The following is a 2384-nucleotide window of genomic DNA, read 5'->3' on the forward strand; positions in this document are numbered from 1 at the left end:
TTTCCAAGTTTATAGGAGAGTTGGCTTTTTACTCTTTCTACTGCACCTTTTGGCTTTAACGAGATATTCTCGTAAAATTCTTTTGGGTCTTTTAAGATTCGCTCTAGTTTTGCTCTTTGAAATTTATCAAAATAACTCCAATCCAACTCACCTTTGGCTTCAAGCTCTAAAAATTCACTTTGGATTATTTGGAGAAAAGGTAATTGATTATTATCTACAATGCGTCCTAAAATCCAATTATATCCACCAAATCTCAAATAACTTAGGAGAGGAATAAGATTTTTTAAGTTGGGATTGTCATCAAGTTTTTTGCGAATGAAATCATATTCTTTGCTTAAATCTAAGGCTTTTTGCAAAGAAATATGATTCACTGATGAATTTTCATTATCTTGCCTATAGCAATAAAACGTCTCATTAACAAAAAACATTTTTGGTGCAAACAAATGGGTAAAAAACCAAAATCCTGTATCTTGATAAGCTGCACCTAAGCTTTCGTGATGATAAATTTGATTTTCTTTGAGAAAGGAGAGTTTGAAAATTCCACTTGGGTTCATAATGCCACTTTGGGTAAAAACCCTCAAATCTTTCGCATTTAAAACCTTTCCATAGAGACATTTAGTCCAATTTAGCAAACGCGTATGTGTAAATATTCTTTCTCCATTTTTATCTATAAACTCTAGCATATCTCCTTTGACTACTTCTACATTTTTCTCTTTTGCGACTTTATAAAGCTCTTCATACATATTAGGCTTGATATAATCATCACTCTCTACGATGCCTAAATATTCTCCTTTGGCAGCTTTGATTCCTAGATTCATTTGATAGCCATAGGACTTTTTGTCTGAAACAATGACTTTTAGCCTTTTGTCTTTAGATTCTAGCTCTTTTAGGTATTCCAAAGTCCCATCGGTGGAGTTGGCATCTACACACAAAATCTCAATGTCTTTTAGGCTCTGATTTAGCACACTCTCTAGGCATTCTTGTATGTAAGCAATAGAGTTTAAAGAGGGAATGACGATAGAGACTTTAGGATTCATTGTGCTAACTCCTTTTTAACCAGCTCTAAAGCACTCTTAATCACATCTTGCATATCATAGTAACGATATTCGCCAAGCCTCCCACCAAAGATTAAAGACTTTTCATTTTTGGCTAGATTTTTATATTTTTCATAAAGAGCCTGATTTTTTTCATCATTAATAGGGTAATAAGGCTCTTTGTCTTTGTCCCAAGTTTGAGGGTATTCTTTAGAGATAATCGTTTTTTCTTGTGTGCCAAACTCAAAGTGTTTATGCTCGATAATCCTCGTATAAGGAGTTTCCTCATCGGTGTAATTCACGACGGCTACTCCTTGATAGTTTGGAATCCCTAAAGTCTCGTGTTCAAAATGTAGGCTTCTATACTCAAGTGTGCCAAGCTGGTAATCAAAGTAAGAATCTATGGCTCCTGTAAAGAGAATCTTTTTAGCCTTTGCTTGTAATTCCTCTCTATGCTTTAAAAAATCTGTATTTAGCCACACTTCGCAATTTTTTAATAATTTTTCAAAGATAGGAGTATAGCCACCCTTTGGGATTCCTTGATAGGGGTCGTTGAAGTAATTGTTATCATAAGTAAATCGCACAGGAATCCTGCGAATGATAGACTTTGGCAAATCCTTGCAATCTCTCCCCCATTGCTTTTGCGTATAGCCTTTGATGAATTTTTCATACACATCAACCCCTACAAGTGAAATAGCTTGTTCCTCTAGGTTTTGTGGCTCACCTTTTAGGGATTCTAAGGCAGAGTTTTTTTGTGATTCTATAATCTCTTGTGCTTCTTTGGGTGTGGAGATTCCCCAAAGTTTAGAAAAGGTATTCATATTAAAAGGGAGATTATAAATCTCACCTTTGTAGTTAGCTAAGGGTGAGTTTATGAAGTGATTAAAGGTGCAAAATTGCTGCATATAATCCCAAATGCTTTGAGAGTCTGTGCGAAAAATATGCGCTCCAAAATTATGGATATTAATACCCTCTTGACTTTTAGTATAGCAGTTTCCGCCAATGTGATTGCGTTTTTCTATAACCAAACATTTTTTATCCCTTTTAGAGGCTTCATAGGCAAAAATACTTCCAAATAATCCACTACCTACAATGCAATAATCAAACACTAAGATTCTCCTCCCCTATACTCACTATTGAAAATGTAAATTTTCAATAGTGAGTATAGGGGAGGAGAATCTTAGTGTTTGATTATTGCATTGTAGGTAGTGGATTATTTGGAAGTATTTTTGCCTATGAAGCCTCTAAAAGGGATAAAAAATGTTTGGTTATAGAAAAACGCAATCACATTGGCGGAAACTGCTATACTAAAAGTCAAGAGGGTATTAATATCCATAATTTTGGAGCGCA

At 34.7% G+C, this 2384-nt stretch carries 3 protein-coding genes; 1 reads left to right on the forward strand and 2 read right to left on the reverse strand.

All coding sequences use genetic code 11. From position 1 onward, the window contains the following. On the reverse strand, positions 1 to 1037 hold a 1037-nt coding region (locus tag C6H18_RS09025), incomplete at its 3' end, for a glycosyltransferase family 2 protein (RefSeq protein WP_104722768.1). After that, entirely contained in the window at positions 1034 to 2143 is a 1110-nt protein-coding gene (gene glf, locus C6H18_RS09030) for a UDP-galactopyranose mutase (RefSeq protein WP_104722769.1), read from the reverse strand. The genes C6H18_RS09025 and glf, both read right to left, overlap by 4 nt. Before the next feature lie 74 nt (positions 2144 to 2217). On the opposite strand from glf, the gene C6H18_RS09035 reads away from it, so the two are divergent. Then, on the forward strand, positions 2218 to 2384 hold a 167-nt coding region (locus C6H18_RS09035), incomplete at its 3' end, for an NAD(P)-binding protein (protein WP_199770198.1).

Origin of the sequence: Helicobacter mesocricetorum (assembly GCF_900198605.1) — a bacterium.
In the GTDB taxonomy this organism is placed as follows: domain Bacteria; phylum Campylobacterota; class Campylobacteria; order Campylobacterales; family Helicobacteraceae; genus Helicobacter_D; species Helicobacter_D mesocricetorum.